This is a genomic window from Caldalkalibacillus uzonensis (genome assembly GCF_030814135.1).
In the GTDB taxonomy this organism is placed as follows: domain Bacteria; phylum Bacillota; class Bacilli; order Caldalkalibacillales; family Caldalkalibacillaceae; genus Caldalkalibacillus; species Caldalkalibacillus uzonensis.
On the sequence record NZ_JAUSUQ010000002.1, the window covers coordinates 75,065 to 91,296 of the forward strand.

Sequence of the window (16,232 nt, forward strand, 5' to 3'; positions counted from 1 at the left end):
TATCATATGTAAAAACGTCTGTAGCACTTTAAGGGGTGTCAGCTTTTTATCCTTACTCAGATGTTTCTGACAATATAACATAATGACAAAAATAGATAATACGCCAACAACAGATATATATATAGAAAGAATCGAATAAATCTGGACGTTTCACCTTGATGCCAAGCGCAATTATTAAATATAAACATGATAAACCTACTAACCACCGCCATGTTTTTTCACTCATGTTTTCAGACCTCTCTTATCACACCTATCCAAATACTTAGGGACTTCCACTATGGCTTATTTAGATTTATCTTTAAATTCTATTGATCCTAGAAATAGTTCATATTCATCAACAACTACCGATTAAACAAAACATTCAACACCGGTTCTAGCATATTTCTTCCGTTGTTGATACTCAACAAAGTCCAAATTAATGCAGTCCAGCCAATCACCTGTGCAATCATCACCGGCTTTACCTTGCGCTCTTTCGTCTGTATCCTTAGCATATTAAGCATTGTAATGAAACCTAAAATAGTCGATATAATTATAAGTGTTATTTGTAACCATCTCCGTTCTGTTATAAATAATGTGACGCTTTTGTTTATATCATATTGATATAATGCACCAAACAGAAAGCCAAAGGCACATAGTGCAAAAAACCCTATCGTACAAAACCACCACATACGTTCGTTCACCATACCATGCTCCTTCAACTAAGGGGCTTTAAGAGGTAAGTCCACACGTCTACAAAAATCTTATCGGACAGATCACAACTCTAGATCATAACCCTAAAGCCCCAAAAAATCCTTCCACCAATTAAAAAGTCTCCAATCATATCTCCAATCCATTACAATAAATATTACTATCATATATAAAAACGTCTGTAGCACTTTAAGGGGTGTCAGCTTTTTATCCTTACTCAGATGTTTCCAACAATATAACATAATGACAAAACCAGATAATAAGCCAACAACAGACATATATATATAGAAAGAATCGAATAAATCTGGACGTTTCACCTTGATACCAAACCCAATTATTAAATATAAACATGATAAACCTACCAGCCACCGCCATGTTTTTTCACTCATGTTTTTGAGACCTCCTTTTTTCTCACCTATTATGATTGCTAAGAACCTCATTAAGGAGCTTTTATATCATATTTATCTTTTATTTTCAGGTGCGTGTTACCCTCCCGACCTGTATTTACCTGGTTCAGTTGCCACTCATGCCATTTTTTCTGTACTTGTTTCATGACATCTTGGCCCAATTCTAATGTTTTAGTTTTCACATAAGTCAAGCCTTGGGTAACAGAGGGAGTAATTTTTTCGCTAACTATTTTAGAAACAAAATTCAAAGTAAATTCCCCTCCAGGGTTGGAAGTAAACGGGCTCAATAATCCAGCCGCGGGAAGCAATACAGCCGTGACTATGGCTCCTGTAATAAAGGTTTCCAAACTTACAGTACCCTGTGTCATATAGACATAGGCGGTATAAGCACTACCACCCGCCATCGAACCGCCCAGCCAATGGGAGAGCCGGACTGCTAAGGTCTTCCCGCTGGCAAAAAGAGCTGTAGCTTGACTGCCAATGAACACACCAGCTAAACCACCAATGACAACATCTACCAGAGCGTCTCGCAAATTAAACTCTCCATTAGGGCTTATAAAATGAAACACCAAAATTGCTGCTGCATTTAATGAAAACTTTAATCCCACACTCTTCCAAAACGCTTTGGAGGTCAGTTTCGTGGCCAGCCATTGGACAGCAGGGCTGGATTTGAAAGCAGCCCATGTCCTTCCGGCCCAGCTGCTGAAGGCCTGCCACCTGGGAGCAACCCAGCGGCCAAAAGCTGAGGCGCGCATTTTGCCAAAGGCAGCGGACAAGATTTGTCCCAGGCGAGAACTCTGCACGGCAGCCCATCCTCTGGACAACAAACCTGTTATTCCCTGCCAGCTGCGGCTGAGCAACCCACGGGCCCCATTAAAGACAGACATAACCCACAGCCGCACTGAAGTCTGTAATGCCGTCCATCTCATAAACGCCTCGGTCACAAACCGCCAGTAAGCCAGTCGCAAAGCGGAAAAAGCGGCACCCAGCAAACTGCTCATCCGGGCTGTTAACAAATAATAGCGGGTGCCCAAACCGAGCAGCAGCCGGCTGAGGCCCTGCATCACAGCCCCGACCAGGCCCAACTTGATGGCGATGGGCAAGAGCATAATGCCCAGGGCCATCAATGCGGCTGTAAAGATGCTGAAGTGATCTCCGCCCACAATGTATCCGTATAAGCCGGCCCCCAAAACAGCCAAACCGGCAAACACACCAAGAACCAGCAAACTGATTCCGGCGATGAGCCCGAACTTCACCAACAGAAGCACGACAACAACCACCACAACGGCAACCACAAGGCCAACCACAATTCCTTTGATTAAACCCTGAATGGGATCAGACAGCTGAGAGAACCAATCTGACAAGCGCTCCCAGACAGAACTAAAAAATTCAACAACAACTTGCCTTGTCCAATCGAAAAAATTGCTCAGGACATCCCAGATGTTAAAGTTCCACCCCGTCCGTCCACCTGAAGAGCTGCTGTTTCCCCCAGACTGTGCTTCGGTTCCTGTCAGCATCGGGGTTTTATCCTCATATTCAAAATATATGTCTTCGTTATTCGCTAATGTGTATGTACAAAACAAACAGATCATGACCAATAATAACAGGAGCGTTAATACAAATGACTTGGAAACAACATGCATACTAACCTCTCCTTTCCCCTCCAGAGGGGGTAAGTCAGGCGGTTTCCACTTTGGTGTGGCTCATCTAAACAGCTACCTGCAGACTTTGGAACGGTAAGTGATCCCCTTGGGCAACAAGACCTGGGCTGCCCCTTCGGCATACATCTCGTTCTGCCCTGCGGCAAAAGCCTGATCAGGAACTGTCAGAAACGAGATTTTTCTTTTGACACGAACATAGACTTCAAAATCGCCATTGTAGGGAAACACAAGATCAACAAGTTCATCAGCCTGGTTCTCCCGGACGTAGTACTGGGCAGCGTCACGGACTTGACTCCACTCAGCCCGGATGCTGTCACACATCATTTTTAAAATCTCGTCGTCTTTGTAGAAATATGTTAAACCTTCAATTGCATCGAGCTGATAATTGGGATTGCTTAATTTTTCTCTAACTGCTTGTGGAATGCCTTTCTTCTCGAAAATTTCTTCCCTTATCTCATCTTCATCCGGAGTTTCGGCATCTTCCTCTTCATCCTGCTGCTCCTCTAACCGCTTGCGGATTTCTTGTTCTATATCATTATGGAGAAGATGCAGTTGGTGACGAAGCTCCTGCCGCAAGGCTTCTTCATAAATGTTCTTCATTTCATGTGAAGCAGCCAGGGCAGCTGCATCGGCGCTTTTCTGACTGATGTTTTTGCTGATATAGGTGGTAAACATATCTACAAAGATAAAACTAATGAAAATGGCACCCACAACCAAACAGATGACAATAATATAGACACCGCCATGCTGGGATTTAAGGAGATGGTGAATCATCTTGGATATGCTCCTTTATGTATCATCGGTTTGCTCATACGGCATGGTGGCCCGCCTTGTGACGGTAAAGTCCAACTCATCAATAAAAGGCACTTTGATGGTGAGTAATTTGACAGCGACCGTCACGGTGACTTCTTCACCGTAACTGTTGGGTCTTGTCATCGCATTTACTTGTTGCACATCTAACCCATAAGCGGCTTTATTGACCGCTTCCCGAATGGCTCCCTGATTCCCCACCCCGACCACGGAGGCAACCCTGGCCCCATCCCGTGCCGCTGCTTCGGCCACCACCACAGTATAAGCGGCCAAGGCCATTTGCCAGATGAATAAACAGGCAAAAATAATAAGGGGGAACAGGGCCACAAACTCCAATGTTTGTGACCCCCGCTCGTTGTATAGGTACTTTTTGATCATGACCATAGCGACATCTGCCCTTTGGGGATTAGCCACCGATTTTATTAATAAAATCAGCTAACTTATTAATGATGGCGGTGGCAATACCATCCGCACTCCGGCCTTCCAGTGCCGTAATAATGGCAGCCACGACAGCCACAGCCAGGAGGCCGATCATGATCCATTCCATGGAGACAGCACCCTTCTCATTGTCCACTGCAGTTCTTACCTTCTCCGTGAAGTGAACATACCACTTTAACATCTTACTCTCTCCCTTTCATAAAATTTTTAGATGTATGTGATCTTCTTCTATTGGAAGAAGATGTTCAGACCAAATACATCTGGATTATAAATAAAGTTGAGAATTAAAAGGCCAATCACCAGCAAAAAGACGGAGGGCAAGATAGTGATGGTTGTCACCAGGGTTATTTTGGGGCTGGCTTTGGCTGCTTTTTCTCTGGCTTTGAATCCCCGCGTTTGCCTCAGGTCTTCTGCTTGAACACGAAATGTCCTGGCCACCGGCACCCCCAGCTGGGTTCCTTGAATCAGGGCCTGAATCAGAATCTCCAGTTCCCGGGCGTTGTTCCGGCTCAACAAGTTTTCATACGCTTTTTCCCGGGAAACCCCCAGGCTGATCTCTCGCAACAAACGCTGAATCTCTTCACTCAAGGGACCTTCCATTTGATCACTCACCTGCCGTAAAGCCCCATCCAGAGAAGCGCCTGCCTGCAGTGAAATGCTGACCGTATCCAGAAAATCGGGCATCATGGCGCTGATTTCTTCCTGGCGCTCCTTGGCCCGGTATTTCAACCACACGTGGGGCAGGAAAAAACCCAGCACCGGTCCGGCCAGAAATATGGGGGTTGCCAAAGGCATGCCGATCATGAAATAGAACCAGCAGCAAAAGAATACGGCAAAAAAGACCACCAGTCTGAACCCGTAAAACAGCTGCAAATCCATTCCGCGGGGATTGCCGGCCAGCATAAGCTTGTAACGGTCTTGTTCGGGTTTGGTAAACATGGGGTATTTGATAGCTGTCGGCCCCACGTAAGCTGCTCCCTTTAAGAGCAGGTTCCAAACTCTGTCCTTGAAGGACACTTTTTGGCGTTTTTTTCGCTTTTGAAAGCCGAGGTAAGTGGTTAAATTTTGCTTCTTGGCAACAAACAACCAGATATAGACAAAACTGATGAGCAGTGATACCAGAATCAGACCAATCAGAAGCACGATCAAACCGCTCAACGCCTGGTCATTCATAGGCTACACCCTTATCGTTGAGATTTTTCTAATCAGCAGGAAGGAGATGAGCTGAATACCGCCCACAACCGCCAGCAGGATCAAACCCAGCGGCGTAAAAAGCGGATTTAAAAAGCCGGGGATCAGCAAGTTGAGCATCAAGGCCATCACAACGGGCAACACAGGCAGGATAAACGCCACATACCTGGATTCGGCCGTAATGGCATCAATTTCTTTATGAATTCTGGCCCTCTCTTCCAGTGTTTCCGCCATCAGGTTGAGCACTTCCGCCAAGTTGCCCCCCACCCGGCGCTGGATCAGAATGGTATTGACAAAGATCTGCAATTCTTTGCTGACAATTCTGCCTTTAAAACGGTTCATCACCTCATCAAAGCTGTCACCCAAGCGCAATTCGTGGGTCATTTTGGCAAATTCAGATCCGGCCGGTTCCTTTAATTCCTTGGCCACCATATCAATGCCTTGCTGCAGGGTCAGTCCCGCTTTCACCGTGTTGGCCATCATCCGGCAGATATCAGGCAGTTGCTGGTTAAACGCCTGGGATCTTTTGTTCTGTCTGGATTTCAAAAAGAGGGTCGAACCGCCCCAAACCAGTACATGGGCCAGGACCATATCGAGGGGAAACAAGAGCGCCAGAATAAAATGATTCACCGCCCACAATACGAGGAAAATCAGCACACAGATCCCGGCATATTCTGATGCTTTCATGTTTATATTGGCCTTGGTTAACTTGTCTCTTAACGATTCGGACAGCTCAGACTGGTCATATTTATCCCCGATGATGAAGATAAAACTTTTCCGTTTGGTTTCTCCATCTTCAAACCAGCAGCGGACTCTCTTACTGGCTTTTTTACTCTGCCTGTATTGGAGAGCATAATAGATACTGACACAAACGATGAGGATACTGGTTGATAAAGCAAGATAGATCAGGCCCATACCAATTCCCCTTTGTGGAAGAGTCCCTCCGGCAGGCGAATCCCCGTGGTTCTGATTTTTTCAAACACTTGGGGCACATAGCCAGTAGCTTCAAAATACCCTTGCACATCCCCTTGGGGGGTAGTGCCGGTTCTGTGAAAGCGAAAAATCTCGTTGATACTCACCTTGCCATCCTCACCCACCACCTCGGCTATGCTCGTAATCTTTCTTGTTCCGTCCGGCAAACGTTGGGTCTGGACAATGATATCGATAGCGCCAACAAAGTATTCCCTGATGACATCCACGGTGATGGACAGGCCGGACATGATCACCATGGCTTCCAGTCTGCCCAACGCATCTTTAGGGCTGTTGGCATGCACCGTGGTCAGCGAACCCTCATGGCCTGTATTCATAGCCTGCAGCATATCCAGTGCTTCAGAACCCCGCACTTCACCCACAATGATGCGGTCGGGTCTCATCCGCAGTGCATTTTTAACCAGGTGGCGAATACTGATCTCACCCTTGCCTTCCATATTTGCCGGACGCGCTTCCATGCGCACGATATTGTCGTAGTTAAACCTGAGCTCAGCCATATCCTCAATCGTAATAATCCGTTCCCCTGGAGGGATGGAAGCCGACAGCACATTCAGGAGGGTGGTCTTGCCGCTGCCTGTCCCCCCTGAAACAAGCATATTGCATTTACTTTGGACAGCCGCACTCAAAAACTCCCCCATCTGCTCTGTGAACGTCCCAAACGAGATCAAATCTTCCATGGTAAACGGATCTTTATTAAATTTGCGGATGCTGATCACAGGTCCGTCGATGCTGACAGGCGGGATAGCCGCATTAACGCGGCTGCCATCAGGAAGCCTGGCATCGACCATGGGCGAGCTTTCATCGATGCGCCGGCCGATGGGAGCAATCATCCGGTCAATAATATGGCGGATATGTTCCTTATCTTTAAACCTGACATTGGTTTTTTCCAGTTTCCCCTGCCGCTCTATATAAACCTCTCTGGGGCCATTGACCATGATTTCAGTGATATCATCCTGTTTTAATAAAGCTTCCAGTGGACCATAGCCAACCGACTCATTAATAATCTGCTCGATGATCTGGTTGATCTGTTGACTGGGCATAATCACCCGTTCTTCTTCGATCATTTGGTAGACCAATCTTTCAATGGTTTGTTTGCGCTCCTGTTCCGGCAAAGCCGTAATCGACTCCAGATTGGCTTCTTTGATGATCCGTTCTTTAAAGTGTCTGACCCACTTGTCCACTTGATAATCTTCAATATCCCATGCTTGCCCGGAGCTAGGCTTTGGCCAATGACCCGCTTTGTGTAACCAGGACATGTTCCCTCACCTTAGCTTCATATTTTTTGACCAGCTTGATCATATCCTTCACTGGCTTCGCTTTAAAATAGTGCCCTTTTTTCTTAAAGAAAGGCACACCCATGTTGAGGTAAGATTGCACGGAGAAATAGTCCGCCCTGATGGAGCCGGCCAGCGGCACATCCACCAGTTTGCCGACATCTCTCTCTGTCAGCTCTTGCTTGGCATGAACCAAATTTAAAATGACGGACAGTTGGCCCTGATTGTTCAGCTGATATTGATCAAACACGGCCAAAGTATGTTTAAAACTTCTTAATGACAAACTGTCAGGCGTTAACACATAGAAAATGTGAGTGGAATCATTTAAAGCAGTAAAGCTGGTTGAATCAAGCACACAAGGCAGGTCAAGCACGACCTCATCATAATGGGACCGGCAAACACGTATTATTTTGGAAACAAGTTCAACGCTTAGCTCTTCCATCCGTTCCGGACTGACGGGACTTAACAACAGATCAATCCCCGTCGTACTCTCGTTTACGGCAATATTGTGAATGTGCTGGATCGACAATTCACTTAAGACTGGCTTTAAATCGACATAAGTCCGAATGGGCTCAAGTCCAAGGATCACTTCCAACCCGCCGGACTGGACATTGAAATCAATGAGCATCACTTTCTTGCCGTACTCAACCGCCAAGCATTGGGCAAACAAACTGGAAAGAAAGGTTTTTCCGCTGCCGCCTTTGCTGCTGTAAAACGAGATCACTTTCCCTTTTCCGCCAAGACTGAAATTTTCTTGGTCACTCTTCTCCAGACGCTCTTTGGTCCGGGTAATGATACGGGCCAAGTTGTCCATTTCATCCGGCCAAACCAGCACCTCATCCACGCCGTACTTCATGAGCTCCCTTACTTTTTCAAATTGCCGTTCAAACACAATACCGATGACAAAACTGCCGGCAGGAACGGTCTGTTTACTGCTTTCATGCATGCTAAACTGATCAATCACATACCAATGAAAGTGAGGTTTGTTGATTTCATTAAATGGGGCTTGTCCTGCCTGGTAGACTTCAACCGCTTCCTGGGCAAGGTGAGTTTTGATTGCTTCGAAAACTTCTTGTTCCCTTGTATCCACCAGAGCTTTTAATCCACCCAAAGTCAGTCCCTCCCTTCTCCGCTACTCTTTTTTGTCTCCGTCCTTTTTATCATCTTTCTTGTGCTGTTCTTTAGTTTGGTTATCTTTCTTTTTGTCTTTGTTATCATTTTCTGTACCGTGATTATCCTTCTCTTCTTCTTTCTTCTTTTCTTCTTCGTTATCTTCTACTTTTTCATTTTCGGAGCCCTGCTCTTCTTGCTCTTCAGTCTGTTCAGCATCATGATCCTCAGGCTGTTGTTCTTTAGTTTTCTGAGAGGGTTGTCCAGAACCTGTTTGCTGAATTTGATTTACCAACAGAACCCGAATATGTTCAGCCGTGTGCTGAAAATGGATGAACCGCTCAGCATCCTCCTGTGACATGGAGATTTTAATCTCGTCCGCACCTTCCTCATGGTCAATCCTCTGCACCACACTGACATTCTTAAACATAGTGGTTGTCTGCAAACCGGAATTTCCTTCTTGATAGGTGATGATGATATCTACGGTGTCCCCCTCAGCGACCGCTTGATCCATCACCACATTATTGGTGGCATTGAGCCAGATCACCCGATGGTTGTCCGGCAAATCCATTTGGGACCTGAGAATATTGCGGGTGATCAAATCTCCTTTGGACAAGTTAACAATGACAATTGCATCTTCCAGGTCGGCTTCCTGTGTGACAAAACTGGACATGTTTTCAGAGTAAGGGATTTCCACCCAATCCACTATGTCCGGGGAGATCAGCGTATAAGTGGGCAGATCCTGCTTGGCAACAGCCACTTTGACCATCACCATATCGGCTTGTATACTTCTTACTTCATTTAAGATCAGAGCCCCGGTAATGACAGCTAAAATAAAGGCTAAAGTTAAAAAAACAAACGCTTTGCGCTTTGCATCAATCATACGCCAACACCGCCAATACTGTTCTGTTCATTTGGAATAAATAGCCACATCAATGACGGGCACATTAACCGGAATTGCTGGCTGCTCAATATGGTATAAAAAATCTGTTCCGCTTATTGCTTTTTCACCATCATCTAAATCTTTGACAACGGCCCAAAGTTCTTTTTGTTCTGACTTAAATGAAAGCACTTTTGGCCACAGGTTTTGCAGCTCATCCACATCAACCAGATTCACTTGACCATCCGCTTTCATGTGTACAAGTTTGAACAATGAGTTTTGTTTGTGTTTATATACATACCTCCATTTGTGAGGTTTAAATTGGGCCAGCGGTTTGGGAGACAATAAATAACACGACAAGTCTTGAACTGATTTGTTAATTCCGAAATTCAATTCTGAAAAATTAATATTTTGATGAGATTGCCTTATATAACGGTCTAGAACATACATCATATACAACGCTTTGGCTCTGCTGGCATTGACAGGAATGGGCAACAAAAACACTTCTGGCAGCAGCAGACTTTGAATCTTTCTTATTATTTGGTTATCCGTATAATAGGAGTGATAAAAATAGAATATCCATGTTTGACCACGGCTTTGTTTGGCTGAATTTAAATGAACCACTTGTGTAAAGAAATCAATTTCATCTGACAATGTTTTTCGCTTTAATTTAATGGAAGGTAAAATATTCCGGGGCTTTGTCCTCTCCACTTGTTTTTGTAACCCACGATCTGCTTGGCCTGCTTTTATTAGATTGACAAAATAGAGCGTTTCATCTCCTAAAAATTGAGGCTTTTCATAGAGTCCCAAACACTCATCGACGACTATCATTTTTTTGTCTCCCATTGGAAAATTTTTCATCTGTTTATCATGAAGTATAAAACCAAGTTATTTGTTTGTAAACATATTTTCCTATTTTAGGTCTTCTGTTTCCATAATTGAATCTTAGGTCCCGATTATATCAGCCTGATTTCTGGTGAAGGTCAGTTAAAAAAGCCCGGGACTAAAGACTTAAGTCCCGGGCTATGTTTGGGCCACTTTTAGGTCCTACTTCAAAATGAACTGCTCTTTTTTAAATAGAAAGGCAAACAGCACAATGGCGGCCACCACAAAGAACAGGCTGCTGCCGATGGTGATAAAGAAATGAAGAGGCTGAATAAGTCCGGCAAACACCTCTTTGAAAATAGCCACCACATTAAGAACAGGCAGGGCAAAATAATATATCGGGATTTCTACGGCTGGTGTCATCATCAGCAGGTAGACAGGAAGCATGACGGCAAACACCACAATCGTATTATACGCTTGAGCCTCCTTAAAGCTTTTGGCTACTGTACTGATTGACAATTGCACAGCGGCAATCATGGCTGAGACCAGAACCAGCATAATGACACTGACCAGGAAAAATTCCGGCGTAAAAATGGTGCTGATGATATTTCCTTCAGGTAAGTAGAGAGGAAACAAGACAGGAACCACAGCAAACACAAAAGTGAGACTGAGAAAAGTAAGAATGGTACTGAGAAAACTCATCACCATCACCGTCAGCAGTTTGCCGGCCATAACGGGGCCTCCGCCTACCGGTGTTGTCATCAACGCCTCTAATGTGCCCCGTTCTTTTTCCCCCGCCACAAGATCCGTGGAAGCGGGCAATCCTCCGGAAACACAGCTGATAAGTAAAAACAAAGGTATGATAAACGCCAAAAAGCTGCCGACTTCCTGGCCTTTGGGGGCTACACTCACAACCTCGATCTCCAGCGGCTCAATCGCCGCACCACTAAGACCAAGGGCAGCCAGACGTTTTTCCAACAACTCGGTCGACTTTTGAGCCAGTTTTTCTCTCAAAACCGCATAGGCAATCTCAGATTTAGAATTGGAGGGGTCGTAGTAGATGTTGATGCTGCCGCTCTCCAGATCAGCAAGCTGAGACTCAAAGTGGGGATCCACCTCCACATGAAAGCGGATCTCTCCCTGGCGGATGGCCTGTTCCACATCTTCTCTGGGCGGCAGCAGGCGGAAAGCCTCTTCGTGGGAGAGATGGGCTTCAATGATCCCCGAAGGATCGTCAATGGTCATGGGAATGTCGCTTTGGGCATCTTCCACTGTCGACTGCATGATAAATCCAAGCAAAAACATAATGGCCGGATAAAGCAGCATAGGCAGCAGTATACTGGTCATCCATGTTTTCCGGTCCCGAAACAAATCGGTCATTTCTTTCTTAAATATGGGCCAGCTTAGCTTAAACATGTCTGTCCCTCCCAACCTCTGCCAAAAAGATACGGTCCAGATCATCGTGACCGTGAGCGGTGTACAATGCTTCCAATGTGCCGTCAAAACGCAATGTTCCTTTATGCAGGATGAGCACACGCTGGCATAACTTTTGCACTTCACTCATAATGTGACTGGAAAAAACAACGGTTTTACCCTGCTCACTGAAATGCCGGATCAAGCCTCGCATGTCATTGGCTGCAATAATATCCAATCCCGAGGTAGGCTCATCAAACAGGATCACGTCCGGATCATGAATGATAGAACGGGCAATAGCCACCTTTTGGCACATCCCTTTGGAAAACCCGCCCACCCGCCGGTCAAGATAATCATGCATGTCAAAAATATCGGCCAGCCGTGTAATGCGCTGTTCCGTTTCCAGTTCAGACAGACCATACAGCTGGGCGAAGTAGGCAATGTTTTCCCTTGCCGTTAGCCTGTCATACAGCCCTGTTTCCTCTCCAAATAAAATACCCACTCGCTTTTTCACTTCCCGTGCCTGTTTCACTGTATCAAATCCGGCCACACTAATGCGGCCTGATGTTGGTTTCATCACCGCGGCAATCAGGCGCAAGGTGGTCGTTTTTCCTGCACCATTTTCACCAAGGAGACCTACCACTTCCCCTTTGCCAATCGAAAATGAGAGTTGATTGACAGCCACCGTGGTTTTAAACGCTTTAGTCACCTCTTCAACACCAATCATGTACTAGCTCCTTTCCGTGAACAAAACTATCTCTAGTATACAGGAAGGACGCATTAAGAAGGTAGCATTAATGTGTATAACAAGCTACAATAGTAGGAGATGTCCACACGAAATAAAGAAATGGCCAAGAGGTGATCTACATGATTGATATGCTGCTCATGTTTACAGTTGTGATTGCTGCCAGCTTTTCTGTCTACTACAGCTTCAAAACCCGCTCCTTCCGTAAGCAATACTACGAAATCGCAGCATTTAAAAAATCAAAAGTGAAAACCAAAAAGAAGGAGCAGGAAGCGTTTAACATGATGAAATACTATAACGCCAAAACAAATATAGCCATGGGGACACTGTTGACAGCCATGGCGGTTATACAGTTTATGTTTCCTGAGCCCACTGGTTGGCGTATCGGTGTCGGCGCCGCCTTTTTGGCCCTAGGTTTATTTAACTTGATCATGGGCATTCGCCATTACCGTACTTACGCCACCAAAGTGTACAATGGGGCTGCTAAAAACGTTTAAACTCTGCTGCACAAAAGCCCGTCTCCATACAATTTGAAGACAGGCTTTTTATTCCAAATTCTTTGATCCCGAAAAGGAAATGGACAAACGCCACTCATGGCCACTCTGATGTGATCTTCTTGTTTTAGAGCTGCTACCGTGAGCAGAGGGTAACCAATGTTCCATTGTTTTCTTTTTTTCACACTGACAAACGGCAAGTAAAGATAACGTTGGTCTGTGATCACTTGAACGAGAAGCTCTCCTTTTGTTAACTGGATATTTTCGTCAAAAATTTGGTGAATAGGGACATACTTGATCCCTTGTTCACCTGCAATCCCCACCTGGCTATCTGTTAGTAAAAGGGGTAATATAGCTTCCCGGTAATAAATATTGCCGCAAACATTTCCGCCCAGCGTAATCTTGTTGCGAGCCGTACGATCGGCAATTTCCCCGGCCGTTTGACTTAACAAGGGAAAAAGTTGACTCTCAATCAGCTTTGTCAAAGGGAGTGCCGCTCCCATCACCAGCTGGTTTTGTTCCATCTGTAACACCTGACATTTTGGAATCCCTTTAATGTCTATCACTGCTCCCGTAACCACCCGGTTCACTCTTCCAAGTGTGATGATTTCCGTTCGACCTGAATAATAAACCGGGTTCTTTCCCTGCTTATCTAATGAGTGAAATAAGTGAGTCGCTTCCTCTATTGATCCCGGTCTGTAATACTCAAAGTCATAAGCGATCAAGCTGAACCACTCCCCTTTTTGGCTTTCCAGATGGTCTCGGGCGTAAGCGGAAGATGGTTCACAGGCACCCCGGCTGCTACCGACAAGCTGTTGGCCAGTGCGGCAGGCATGCCGATTAAACCGTGCTCGCCAACACCGCGCGCACCATAGGGGGCGTCAACATGAGGAGTCTCAATAAAGTCAATGACATATTCCGGGTGTTCACCATAATGGAGTGTTTTATAGGTACGCAGCCGCGGGTTTAGAACCCTTCCTTCTGTATCAAATACAAACGTTTCTTTGGCCGCAAAACTGATTCCCATGGCCATCGCCCCCATCACCTGCCCCCGTGCCGCTTTATTGTTGAGTACTTTGCCGATGTCAATAACAGCATAAGCTTTAATAATGTTGTACGTATAGTCTCTTGTATCAAATTCGATCTCTACCCCTTGGGCACTGACCGTCCATTCCGGTCCAGGGTTTCCCATCCCTGTCTCATGATCGATATGGGTCAAATGCCTTAGACTGTAATGGCCGTGTGCCACAATTTGCCCGCCAAGCCCATACCCGTTCGGATATTTAAATCCATAGGCAATATCTTTGATTTGCAAAAACGTGGCCGGATCATCTTTTAGAAAGACCTTTCCATACCCCACCTCTAAATCATCAGGTGAACAGATGAACACACGTGAGGCGATATCTTTTAGTTGCCGGATGGCATCATCAGCCGCTTTTAACACGGCTCGTCCAGCCAGAAAGGTGCCTCGGCTGGCAACCGTTTTCCAATGTTCCGGTGTTGTCTGGTATTCACTTCCATCTGGACATGGATCTGATTCACATCCATTTTCATTTTTTCCGCCAAGATTTGGGCCAGCACGGTTTTCGTTCCCGTTCCGATCTCCACAATTCCTGAAATAAGGTTAATACTGCCGTCTGGGTTAAAAGTCAAAGTAACCCCGGAACCGGCATTCGTATCAATGGTTGACGTTTTCCATATACAACTGATGCCTTTGGCACGAACTTTACGATCACTGATTTCGATACGTTGTCCCTCGTTCCAGTTCATGAGTTCTTTCAATCTTTGGATACATGTCGGTAAATCTCCCACCTTACTGGCATGGAGAGCAGTTTGAGTAGGAGTGCTGTGTCCGGGACGAATCGCATTCCTGTTTCGCAGTTCCAGCGGATCCATCCCCACCTTTTCGGCCAGCATATCCATCGTTCTTTCGAAAGCAAATAAAATCTCAGAATGGCTAAAACCCCTGAAAGCAGTGGCATAGGGATGATTGGTATACACACATAAGGAGTCACACCATATATTTTCAATATGATAAGGTCCGGTACAAGTGACGGCAGCGGCCCGGCTGATGGTTGCACCCTTATCCGAATAAGCCCCGGTATCAAACAAATAAACCATTTCTGCTGCGGTTAATTTTCCCTCTTTTGTACAACCAAGCTTGATAGTCGCCTGAAGTCCAATATGTACTGGTGAGGTGATCATATCTTCTTCTCTTGTGTTCCAAAGCTTGACGGGTCTTCCTCCAACAGCCTGGGAGGCCATATAAGCGATAAATTCCAATTGGACAGGGACCTTACCCCCATATCCGCCTCCGACTAAAGGGGTATTGACGATGATTTTTTCGGCTTCAACACCAAAATCCGCTTCTAGTAACTTTTTGATCATAAAAGGGGACTGGGAAGAAGAAGTAATGATAACCGTCCCATCGGGTCTTATTTCCGCGGTCACGCATCTTGTTTCCATTGCTGCGTGATCAGATGGGGAGAAGGAGAAATCGGCTTGTACGGTCACATCGCTTTCGGCCCAGCCTGTTTGCATGTTCCCCTTACTAATCTTGGTGCGGTCGGCAATGTTTGTATTTGGCTCCGGATAAACATGTTCTATTTTTTGATATGTGGCCAAATTCTCATGCACCAATGGGGCATCAGGGCGAATGGCTTCTGTCGGTGAATTGACAACCGGCAACGGCTCATACGTTACCTTTACCAAATCTGCAGCCCTTTTGGCCAGAACAGGGTTGTCCGCAACCACAACGGCCACCGGTTCACCGTGATAGCGTACTTTGTCAAAAGCGATTGGCGGGCGGTCACGAATTTCTTCACCGGTCAGCAGAAAGGGTTGACCGGTCAGTATCGCTCTAACACCCGGAACTTGCCATGCCTCAGTGGTATCAATGGCCTTTATTTTGGCATGCGCATGCGGGCTGGTAACCAGTTTGGCGTGAAGCATTCCTAGAGAGGGCAAATCGTCGGTGTATTTTGCTGTTCCTGTTACTTTGTCAAGGGATTCTTTTCTATAGACACTTTTTCCAATCATATCAAATAACTCCCCTTACAGAATGTCAGTAAAATTTCATTATTTATGATGTAAATTATGATAGAGTGGTGCCTTCGTTTAAGCTCCAATAACAAGTATTTCCCATTCCAACATGTCTAAACGCCCCCAGAGGGAAGTTTAACAGTCAAGTCAGATGGGCATCATGGTTATTGGATTACTTGATACGCGCAGTAAATACCAATTACTTCGCTATTTCCCCTGAGCCTGATGAAGAGTTCTGCCATAAAATAGGAGGTTTTTAGATTGA

Annotated in this window: 16 protein-coding genes and 1 pseudogene; 1 reads left to right on the forward strand and 16 read right to left on the reverse strand. The window is 45.6% G+C overall.

Annotated elements, in window-relative coordinates; translation table 11 throughout:
- Positions 1 to 341: 341 nt before the first annotated feature.
- From J2S00_RS03235 to J2S00_RS03300, 14 genes are all read right to left on the reverse strand, one after another.
- Positions 342 to 680: a hypothetical protein gene (locus J2S00_RS03235; protein WP_307335335.1), complete on the reverse strand. Its 339-nt coding sequence runs from the start codon at positions 678 to 680 to the stop codon at positions 342 to 344.
- Positions 681 to 773: 93 nt separating this feature from the next.
- Positions 774 to 1,076, reverse strand: a complete 303-nt coding sequence (locus tag J2S00_RS03240; RefSeq protein ID WP_307335337.1) for a hypothetical protein — start codon at positions 1,074 to 1,076, stop codon at positions 774 to 776.
- A 50-nt stretch (positions 1,077 to 1,126) separates the two neighbouring features.
- A complete protein-coding gene (locus J2S00_RS03245) occupies positions 1,127 to 2,737 on the reverse strand; it encodes a hypothetical protein (protein ID WP_307335338.1) in 1,611 nt (536 codons plus the stop codon).
- A 72-nt stretch (positions 2,738 to 2,809) separates the two neighbouring features.
- A complete protein-coding gene (locus tag J2S00_RS03250) occupies positions 2,810 to 3,529 on the reverse strand; it encodes a hypothetical protein (RefSeq protein ID WP_307335339.1) in 720 nt (239 codons plus the stop codon).
- Between the two features lie 15 nt (positions 3,530 to 3,544).
- The gene (locus tag J2S00_RS03255; RefSeq protein ID WP_307335340.1) at positions 3,545 to 3,943 is read right to left on the reverse strand and encodes a TadE/TadG family type IV pilus assembly protein; all 399 of its coding nucleotides are present in this window, start codon (positions 3,941 to 3,943) and stop codon (positions 3,545 to 3,547) included.
- Between the two features lie 28 nt (positions 3,944 to 3,971).
- Complete coding sequence (locus tag J2S00_RS03260) at positions 3,972 to 4,184, reverse strand: hypothetical protein (protein ID WP_307335341.1); 213 nt, start codon at positions 4,182 to 4,184, stop codon at positions 3,972 to 3,974.
- Between the two features lie 47 nt (positions 4,185 to 4,231).
- Positions 4,232 to 5,176 carry a type II secretion system F family protein gene (locus J2S00_RS03265; protein WP_307335343.1) on the reverse strand — a complete coding sequence of 315 codons (945 nt, stop codon included), beginning with the start codon at positions 5,174 to 5,176 and terminating at the stop codon, positions 4,232 to 4,234.
- A gap of 3 nt (positions 5,177 to 5,179) precedes the next feature.
- Positions 5,180 to 6,109, reverse strand: a complete 930-nt coding sequence (locus tag J2S00_RS03270; protein WP_307335344.1) for a type II secretion system F family protein — start codon at positions 6,107 to 6,109, stop codon at positions 5,180 to 5,182.
- The gene (locus J2S00_RS03275) at positions 6,100 to 7,440 is read right to left on the reverse strand and encodes a TadA family conjugal transfer-associated ATPase (RefSeq protein ID WP_307335346.1); all 1,341 of its coding nucleotides are present in this window, start codon (positions 7,438 to 7,440) and stop codon (positions 6,100 to 6,102) included. Before J2S00_RS03275 ends, J2S00_RS03270 begins: the two co-directional genes overlap by 10 nt.
- Positions 7,400 to 8,569 (reverse strand): CpaE/TadZ family protein, encoded by a 1,170-nt coding sequence (locus J2S00_RS03280; RefSeq protein WP_307335348.1) that lies wholly within the window; start codon positions 8,567 to 8,569, stop codon positions 7,400 to 7,402. Before J2S00_RS03280 ends, J2S00_RS03275 begins: the two co-directional genes overlap by 41 nt.
- Before the next feature lie 21 nt (positions 8,570 to 8,590).
- Positions 8,591 to 9,451, reverse strand: a complete 861-nt coding sequence (locus J2S00_RS03285; protein WP_307335350.1) for a CpaB family protein — start codon at positions 9,449 to 9,451, stop codon at positions 8,591 to 8,593.
- 27 nt (positions 9,452 to 9,478) lie between these two features.
- Entirely contained in the window at positions 9,479 to 10,309 is an 831-nt protein-coding gene (locus J2S00_RS03290; protein ID WP_307335353.1) for a hypothetical protein, read from the reverse strand.
- Positions 10,310 to 10,495: 186 nt separating this feature from the next.
- Entirely contained in the window at positions 10,496 to 11,689 is a 1,194-nt protein-coding gene (locus J2S00_RS03295; RefSeq protein WP_307335356.1) for an ABC transporter permease subunit, read from the reverse strand.
- The gene (locus tag J2S00_RS03300) at positions 11,682 to 12,413 is read right to left on the reverse strand and encodes an ABC transporter ATP-binding protein (RefSeq protein WP_307335359.1); all 732 of its coding nucleotides are present in this window, start codon (positions 12,411 to 12,413) and stop codon (positions 11,682 to 11,684) included. The genes J2S00_RS03295 and J2S00_RS03300 overlap by 8 nt, the downstream gene beginning before the upstream one ends.
- A 140-nt stretch (positions 12,414 to 12,553) precedes the next feature.
- On the opposite strand from J2S00_RS03300, the gene J2S00_RS03305 reads away from it, so the two are divergent.
- Positions 12,554 to 12,928 (forward strand): YtpI family protein, encoded by a 375-nt coding sequence (locus J2S00_RS03305; protein ID WP_307336022.1) that lies wholly within the window; start codon positions 12,554 to 12,556, stop codon positions 12,926 to 12,928.
- On the opposite strand, the gene J2S00_RS03310 is transcribed toward J2S00_RS03305, so the two are convergent.
- Complete coding sequence (locus J2S00_RS03310; protein WP_307335361.1) at positions 12,925 to 13,650, reverse strand: FAD binding domain-containing protein; 726 nt, start codon at positions 13,648 to 13,650, stop codon at positions 12,925 to 12,927. The genes J2S00_RS03305 and J2S00_RS03310 overlap by 4 nt on opposite strands.
- Positions 13,647 to 15,964, reverse strand: a pseudogene (locus J2S00_RS03315) (xanthine dehydrogenase family protein molybdopterin-binding subunit). The gene J2S00_RS03310 and the pseudogene J2S00_RS03315 overlap by 4 nt, the downstream one beginning before the upstream one ends.
- Positions 15,965 to 16,232: the final 268 nt, after the last annotated feature.

Bases quoted from the DNA above. Each gene is read 5' to 3' on its own strand.
- J2S00_RS03300 (WP_307335359.1), bottom strand. From the start codon at position 12,413: ATGATTGGTGTTGAAGAGGTGACTAAAGCGTTTAAAACCACGGTGGCT.
- J2S00_RS03275 (WP_307335346.1), bottom strand. From the start codon at position 7,440: ATGTCCTGGTTACACAAAGCGGGTCATTGGCCAAAGCCTAGCTCCGGG.
- J2S00_RS03285 (WP_307335350.1), bottom strand. From the start codon at position 9,451: ATGATTGATGCAAAGCGCAAAGCGTTTGTTTTTTTAACTTTAGCCTTT.
- J2S00_RS03240 (WP_307335337.1), bottom strand. From the start codon at position 1,076: ATGAGTGAAAAAACATGGCGGTGGCTGGTAGGTTTATCATGTTTATAT.
- J2S00_RS03295 (WP_307335356.1), bottom strand. From the start codon at position 11,689: ATGTTTAAGCTAAGCTGGCCCATATTTAAGAAAGAAATGACCGATTTG.
- J2S00_RS03245 (WP_307335338.1), bottom strand. From the start codon at position 2,737: ATGCATGTTGTTTCCAAGTCATTTGTATTAACGCTCCTGTTATTATTG.
- J2S00_RS03290 (WP_307335353.1), bottom strand. From the start codon at position 10,309: ATGAAAAATTTTCCAATGGGAGACAAAAAAATGATAGTCGTCGATGAG.
- J2S00_RS03270 (WP_307335344.1), bottom strand. From the start codon at position 6,109: ATGGGCCTGATCTATCTTGCTTTATCAACCAGTATCCTCATCGTTTGT.
- J2S00_RS03265 (WP_307335343.1), bottom strand. From the start codon at position 5,176: ATGAATGACCAGGCGTTGAGCGGTTTGATCGTGCTTCTGATTGGTCTG.
- J2S00_RS03255 (WP_307335340.1), bottom strand. From the start codon at position 3,943: ATGATCAAAAAGTACCTATACAACGAGCGGGGGTCACAAACATTGGAG.
- J2S00_RS03260 (WP_307335341.1), bottom strand. From the start codon at position 4,184: ATGTTAAAGTGGTATGTTCACTTCACGGAGAAGGTAAGAACTGCAGTG.
- J2S00_RS03305 (WP_307336022.1), top strand. From the start codon at position 12,554: ATGATTGATATGCTGCTCATGTTTACAGTTGTGATTGCTGCCAGCTTT.
- J2S00_RS03250 (WP_307335339.1), bottom strand. From the start codon at position 3,529: ATGATTCACCATCTCCTTAAATCCCAGCATGGCGGTGTCTATATTATT.